This is a genomic window from Arcticibacter sp., assembly GCF_045629565.1.
GTDB lineage: Bacteria > Bacteroidota > Bacteroidia > Sphingobacteriales > Sphingobacteriaceae > Arcticibacter.
Window position 1 is genome coordinate 1 of record NZ_JAZQRL010000109.1, and the last position, 6,071, is coordinate 6,071.

Genomic DNA, 6,071 nt, shown 5'->3' on the forward strand with positions numbered 1-6,071 from the left:
CAGCAGGCCGGGTGCTCCATGCTCTCCTGCAGCTCCTAGCGTATACTTTTCATCATTCATCTGCGATCTCGATCCATACCGGACCGTGATCGCTCGTTTTCTCCCAGCCACGAACAAACCGGTCCACACCTGCAGCTTTCAGGCGCGCGTCGACCTTCGGACTGAGCAGAAAGTGGTCGATGCGCAGCCCCGCGTCGCGTCCATATGCGTTGCGGAAGTAATCCCAAAAGGTGTAGATCTTCTGATCGGGATAAAGTTTTCTTAAAGCATCCGTCCAACCTTGTGCGACAAGATTGTGGAATGCCTGGCGCACTTCCGGTCTGAAAAGCGCATCCTCACCCCAACGCTCGGGCTTATACACATCCAGTTCAGTAGGCATTACATTGTAATCACCGGCTATAACCACTGGTAAACCGGAGGTGATCAGGTCGGAGGCATGTGCCGTTAACCGTTCAAACCAGCGCATTTTGTAATCCAGCTTAGGCCCCGGAGCAGGATTGCCATTGGGAAGATACAGGCAGCAGATCAGCACCTTGTTGACTACAGCCTCTATATAGCGGCTATGTGTATCATCGGGATCACCCGGCAGCCCGCGACGGATCTCCTGGATGTCCATGTTTTTGGCCAGAATGGCGACTCCATTCCAGCTTTTCTGGCCCTGCCAGATTGCATTGTACCCGGCCTCCCGAATGGCTTGTTCCGGAAATTTCTCCTGTGGCGCTTTCAGTTCCTGCAGGCACACCACGTCTGGCGCAGTCTCTTCCAGCCAGCGGAGCAACACCGGCAGTCTTCCATTTACGCCGTTAACATTGTAAGTCGCTATTTTCATCCTTATTCATTTTTTGTTGCCGGTAACGAAACGATCACCGGAATTTTGTTGTTACGTTTTCTGGGTATTGCTGATTCGCAAAGTAAAAATAAAAATCGGGCCATGTTTGCTGTTGGCTCTAATCCTTCTATCAGTGGATAGGCCCGTCCAGATGCAGTATTTTTACTTCTGTATCAAAATGAGAATAATTGGTATATTGAAACTGTTAAAGTTGCCATTAAACGTGCAGGATGAAGATTTAACAGTCATGAAAGAAACAAAGACAACCTAATGAGGACTATAGAAACCATTCAATCGATATACAACTCGGTACCAATAGCCAGCATTATTGTGTCGCCCGATCACCCAAAATACACGATCAGGATTGTAAATGAAAGTTTTCTGAGGGAGACCAACACCAGCAGAGAACAGCTTATCGGCCGAGATTTTTTTGAAGCATTTTCAGTAGGTCCGGCTCAGGCCTGGTTAAAAATAGAGAATATTGCAATCGCGTTTGAGCAGGTCTTAAGATCAAAAGGTGTTCACCGTCTTGAAGGTCACCGGTATGACGTGCCGTCTGCGACTAAAGGTGAAATGGAGCTCAGATACTGGGATATAGACAGCTATCCTTTGCTTGATGAAACCGGCGAGGTGGAGTACATCGTTATGGGAGCGGTAAATGTAACTGCACGGCAGCTGGCTGACCTTAAGCTGGAAAAAAGCAATCAGAAGCTCAACAAAATACTCAACAGCATTACGGATGGCTTTTTTGTGCTGGATAAGGACCGCCGGGTGAGCTACTGGAACACGGCTGCCGAAACAATCTCCAGGAGAAGTGCTGAACAGGTTATTGGAAGGTCGATCTGGGATATTTATCCGGATGCGATGATACCAGAACTTAGACAGGCATGCCAAAAGGCAGAAGAGGAACAGACACAGGTCCAGCTTGAACAGTACAATCCGGAAGTGAGCCGCTGGTATGAAATTACACTTCAGCCCACCGACGAGGGAGCCTTTGTGTATTTCAAAGATATATGCTACCGTAAAGAGGCGGAACAAAGAGCTCAGATCGCCTTTCAGCGCAACTATGACTTATTCAATTTCAGCCCGGTGCCCATGTGGGCCTATCACACCGGAACCCTGCAAATGGTCGCATCAAATCAGGCCGCACAGGCGGAATATGAGTATAGTGCCGAAGAATTTCTGCAGCTCACCGCCCGTGACGTCTGGGCGAAAGAAGAATTTACCCGAATGGACAAATTGATAGACACCAAAGTCCGCGCCGGCCTTTTAAACGAGGGCTTGGTTAAACATGTCACCAAAAGTGGAAAAGAACTGCATGTACAGATGAAAAGCCAGCCGCTGCCAACCTGGGGCAAAGAGATTCGTATCGTAATGGCATTGGACATCACGGAAAAACTCAACGCAAGGAAAGAATTGTCGACGAGCAACGCGAGGTTACAGGCACTCGTGGATGCGCAGACGAACTATGTGATGCGTATAGACCAGCAGGGGCGATACACTTACTACAACAACAAGTACAAAAATGATTTTAGCTGGATTTACGGCAAAGACGATTTTTTAGGTGAAGACAGCAGGCTAACGGTCGTCCCCTACCATCAGGACCGGATTGCCGAGACGGCAATGAAGTGCATCAAGAAGCCGGGAGTGGTATATGAACTTGAGATAGATAAACGTGATCAGGAGGGAAAATTCAAAGCAACTTTCTGGCACTTCGTAGCACTGACAGACGCCTTAGAAGATCAGCAAGAGCTTCAGGGCATCGGAATAGACATCACGGAGCAGAAAAAGGTGGAAATGGCCCTCCATACCAGCAATGATCGATATGCGTATGTCAACAAGGCGACAAATGATGTCATCTACGACTGGGATATCCTGAATGATCACGTAGATTGGGGAGCAGCCTTCACGCGTCTTTTAGGCTACGCGTATTCCGGAGCACATTATCCGATAAGCGAATGGACAGATCTGATCCACCCAAAGGAGGCGAATCAGATTACTGAATCGTTGTCAGCAGCTCTGAATGATCCGGATCAAACAAATTGGAAAGCAGAATACAGCTTTAAAAAAGCGGATGGGCGGTATGTGTCCATAGAGGAAAACGGATACATCATTAAAGATGATCAGGGCCGCAGCATACGGATGATCGGAGTCCTGAGAGACATTAGTGAACGCAAGGCATCCGCAGAGGCACTTCAAGCAGCGAAAAACAGATACAAGGACGTTTTTGAGCTGAGCCCACAACCCATGTGGGTGTACGAGGTGGGTACGTTAAGGTTTCTTGACGTAAATGCTGCAGCAATACAAAATTACGGTTTTAGCAAGTCAGAATTTCTTTCCATGACGCTCCTTGATATCCGGCCTGAACAAGATAAGGAAGCACTTAAGCAGGCGATAAGGGAAGATGTGCAACAGGGCAAACCCCATAGTAGCTTTTTCTGGCACCGCAAAAAGAATGGTGAAATTATCCGGGTCTTAATCAAAGGAAACTCGCTCCAGTACGAAGGTAAAGGTGCTAGAATCGTTATTGCAATTGATGACACCGCCCGCCTTAAGGCAGAAGAAGCACTTCGCATTAGTGAACGCCGGTTCAAGACCCTTATTCAGGATGGTTCTGACCTGATCACCATCATCAATCCAAACGGAGACTTCAAATATGTAAGTCCGACGGCAGAAAAGACACTTGGCGTGCCTGCTGAAGCACTTTTAGGTACGAATGGTTTTAATTTCATACATGAAGAAGACCGCGGGCAGATCCTGGAGAAGATAACTCAGCTCGGGGATGCGGTGCGTATTCAGCTCGCGGCGCTTCGGATGATAGGCCACAACGGGGAAGTCCGCTGGGTGGAGCTTATACTCACCAACATGCAAAGCGATCCGGCGATCCAGGGAATTGTTTGCAATGCCAGAGACGTTACGGAGCGCGTTGAGAACGAACTTAAAGTCAGAGAGCACCTGGAACGTTACAACATTGTTTCCAAGGCAACGAGTGATGCCATATGGGATCTAAAATTCCAGACGGATGAGCTAATATGGAATTATGCCGTCAAAGAGATTTTTGGATATAGCGAGGGGGGGCACAACTACAACTGGTGGTATGAACGTGTGCACCCGGAAGACAGGCAGCGTGTGACACAGGTTGTCCAGGATAGCATCCAGGAAAAAGAGCCACGCTGGAGTTCTGAATACCGCTTCCGGTGTGCCGATGGCAGCTACAAATTTGTGCTTGACCGTGGTTTCCTGGTTTTCGATGAAGAGGGTGCGCCGGTACGGATGATTGGTGCCATACAAGATATCACGGAACGCATCAATTACATTCATGAAATTGAACGGCACAATTCTTTATTGCGCGAGATTGGATGGGCTCAGGCGCATCTCGTACGGGGACCAATGGCCAGAATCCTGGGGCTGCTGGAACTGCTCACGCTGCCGCAGTACGAAGACTTCGGTAACAAGGAATTGCTCCAGCATCTGAATACCTCAGCCCAGGAACTGGATGAGGTGATCCGCCAGATTATCCACAAAAGCGAAAGTGGCCCTGAACTTTAAAACACCGTGCCGGCACCGAGCGGTGCTTGTTTGTCATTTATTCTGTTCAGTTCGGTTATTTAATTGACTATAGATTTCAATCCACCTGTGTTGCGTGTTTAGTATGTTGAATTCCGCTTTTTTTAACTCCCGTAACCTTAACGTTTTTCTAAGATGAAGCAAGGCCAGAAAATCCAGAGCTATTCCTTTGTATTGTTCCTCGTGGGTTAGCGCCGCAATTTCAGCAAAGGTGATGGCCGCATGCAAGTTTTCGGAATTGGTCATCCCACCCGCGTACGTCGATGCCTGGTTATAATTATCATAGGTCTTTTGGAAATCACGCCGCCTATAAGCATCTTTGGAGCCATCAATAAGTTGCTGCACCTGCGCGCGATGGTTTGCATCGAACACCCTGGATTTCTTTTTGTTTACCGCCTTATAATTAAAGCCATAGGATAGCGCATACAAGGCCAGTGGCTGCAAGCCGATCTTCTTTCTTCGCCTGTTTACTTTGTATTCTTTCTCGATTGGCCGAAAGCCGGAAGCTTCTCCGTTCTGGATCCAGATGACCTGCGTACCGAACCGTTGTTTGTAATTAAGGTTGCATTGTACCCGGTCATACAGAAACGCATAGTTTTCCATATTCAACTCTTTGCTTTCCTTCAGCTTCTCCATTGCGGTAAGTGCAACTTGCTGAAATGTCACATCCTGATCAGCATGCTGCACGATTAGCCACAAGTTATTTTGGCCATCTCTTCCTATATCTGACCTCTTGGGCCAGCCATGATGCTGTATTATCTCTTTCGCACGGGTAAGATTGTAATTATCGGATTGGTTGATTTAGGCACTGATAACTGTCAATGTGCTATCATTTGAAATCTGGGCACGCCTGAAACGTAGCTGCTGATCTTTTAGTGTCATCCGATTGATCTCCTTGCGCAAGCCTGGTAGCGTTAAAGCTGCTGCATATTCCTGTTCTTTAAGAATGGCAAGTTCTTCCAGTGCGTTCCACTGAAGCTTTTCAGTTTCACGCAGCAAGTCAAAATAAGGGTCCGCGATAAGGTAGTCTGCTTCCGTCCAGCCGCATTCCAATGCCTTAGTTAGATATAGCAGAGCCTTTTTGGCACTGTCACCTAGGGAATATACACCTGCTGCCTTATAAGCGGTAAGCGCATCGGGTGACTGCAATGCAAATGCCTGCTCATATTTATCGATAGCATCTTTGTAATTTCCCTGAAGGTGCAGCAGTCCCGCCCTCGCAACCAACGACTGGTAGGTACTGTCCTGTTGCGCCACGACGCTGGTCGCACTGAAAAAGCACACATAGAAAATAATTAGTTTCAATTTGCCTTAAGTTTACTTCTTACCTGAGCACAGCCACTGTTTTGGTGGAAACGAAAATATATGTGCAAATATCAGGAATTAGTAATGACTTGAGCAACGATAGCTTGGTTGTGCAGGTTTATTGTTCATCTCAATTACTTTAAGCAAAAATGATTTGAGTACGGGCTGAAACTTCTTTTCTACATACCTGTAAACCACGTACGACAGAAAGATCATGAATGCTGAAACTGCCAGGAGCAAAACATACTTGTTCACCTGGTTACCCCACATCATAAAAGCGCCCACTCCAAATCCATGTAACAGGTAAAGCGGGTACGTGAGTACACCCAATTGTGCTGTAAATTTAAGTTTAGGAGAAGAAAGCTTTCCT

The 6,071-nt window shown here is 47.3% G+C and carries 5 protein-coding genes; 1 reads left to right on the forward strand and 4 read right to left on the reverse strand.

All coding sequences use genetic code 11. From position 1 onward, the window contains the following. Nucleotides 1-52 precede the first annotated feature (52 nt). Nucleotides 53-829 (reverse strand): exodeoxyribonuclease III, encoded by a 777-nt coding sequence (gene xth / locus ACKI5J_RS14875; protein ID WP_407430272.1) that lies wholly within the window; start codon nucleotides 827-829, stop codon nucleotides 53-55. A gap of 270 nt (nucleotides 830-1,099) precedes the next feature. On the opposite strand from xth, the gene ACKI5J_RS14880 reads away from it, so the two are divergent. Next, nucleotides 1,100-4,378, forward strand: coding sequence for a PAS domain-containing protein (locus ACKI5J_RS14880; protein ID WP_407430273.1), 3,279 nt, complete (start codon nucleotides 1,100-1,102; stop codon nucleotides 4,376-4,378). 33 nt (nucleotides 4,379-4,411) lie between these two features. On the opposite strand, the gene ACKI5J_RS14885 is transcribed toward ACKI5J_RS14880, so the two are convergent. From ACKI5J_RS14885 to ACKI5J_RS14895, 3 genes are all read right to left on the reverse strand, one after another. Next, nucleotides 4,412-5,197 carry a DUF6624 domain-containing protein gene (locus ACKI5J_RS14885; protein ID WP_407430276.1) on the reverse strand — a complete coding sequence of 262 codons (786 nt, stop codon included), beginning with the start codon at nucleotides 5,195-5,197 and terminating at the stop codon, nucleotides 4,412-4,414. After that, nucleotides 5,198-5,701, reverse strand: a complete 504-nt coding sequence (locus ACKI5J_RS14890; RefSeq protein WP_407430274.1) for a hypothetical protein — start codon at nucleotides 5,699-5,701, stop codon at nucleotides 5,198-5,200. 78 nt (nucleotides 5,702-5,779) lie between these two features. Then, nucleotides 5,780-6,071 (reverse strand): hypothetical protein (locus tag ACKI5J_RS14895; RefSeq protein WP_407430275.1); only part of this gene is annotated, 292 nt, incomplete at its 5' end.

Coding starts and splice junctions, on each gene's coding strand:
- xth (WP_407430272.1), bottom strand. CDS start 829: ATGAAAATAGCGACTTACAATGTTAACGGCGTAAATGGAAGACTGCCG.
- ACKI5J_RS14880 (WP_407430273.1), top strand. CDS start 1,100: ATGAGGACTATAGAAACCATTCAATCGATATACAACTCGGTACCAATA.